This window comes from Pseudoalteromonas sp. SIMBA_162, from assembly GCF_046535955.1.
Taxonomy (GTDB): domain Bacteria; phylum Pseudomonadota; class Gammaproteobacteria; order Enterobacterales; family Alteromonadaceae; genus Pseudoalteromonas; species Pseudoalteromonas marina.
In genome coordinates, this window is sequence record NZ_JAWJBQ010000326.1 from 1 (window position 1) to 276 (window position 276).

The window sequence follows — 276 nt, forward strand, 5'->3', positions numbered from 1 at the left end:
TGAAGATAAACAGTCCTGCCGCCGGTTTGTCGCCCACGCGATACACCGTTGGCATACTCCACTTCATGTAGAGATTTTTTTCCGAACGCAGATAAGCACGCCCCTGCCCGACCAGCCCGTCGCCGTTCATCCCACGCGCGGTGATACGCCAGCGGGTTAACGAATCAGGCATCAGGAACGTGAAATACGCTTTGCCTTGTTTATCGGTTGTGAGTGACGGCATCCATGCCGCGGTATCCACCTCTTCACGCCGTGGACGTTCAAGCATTTTTACTC

General features: G+C 54.7%; 1 protein-coding gene. It reads right to left on the minus strand.

Features of this window, described 5'->3' with window-relative positions; all coding sequences use genetic code 11:
* A partial coding sequence (locus R0J88_RS19895; RefSeq protein ID WP_410900862.1) for an alpha-2-macroglobulin family protein occupies positions 1–276 on the minus strand: 276 nt, incomplete at both ends.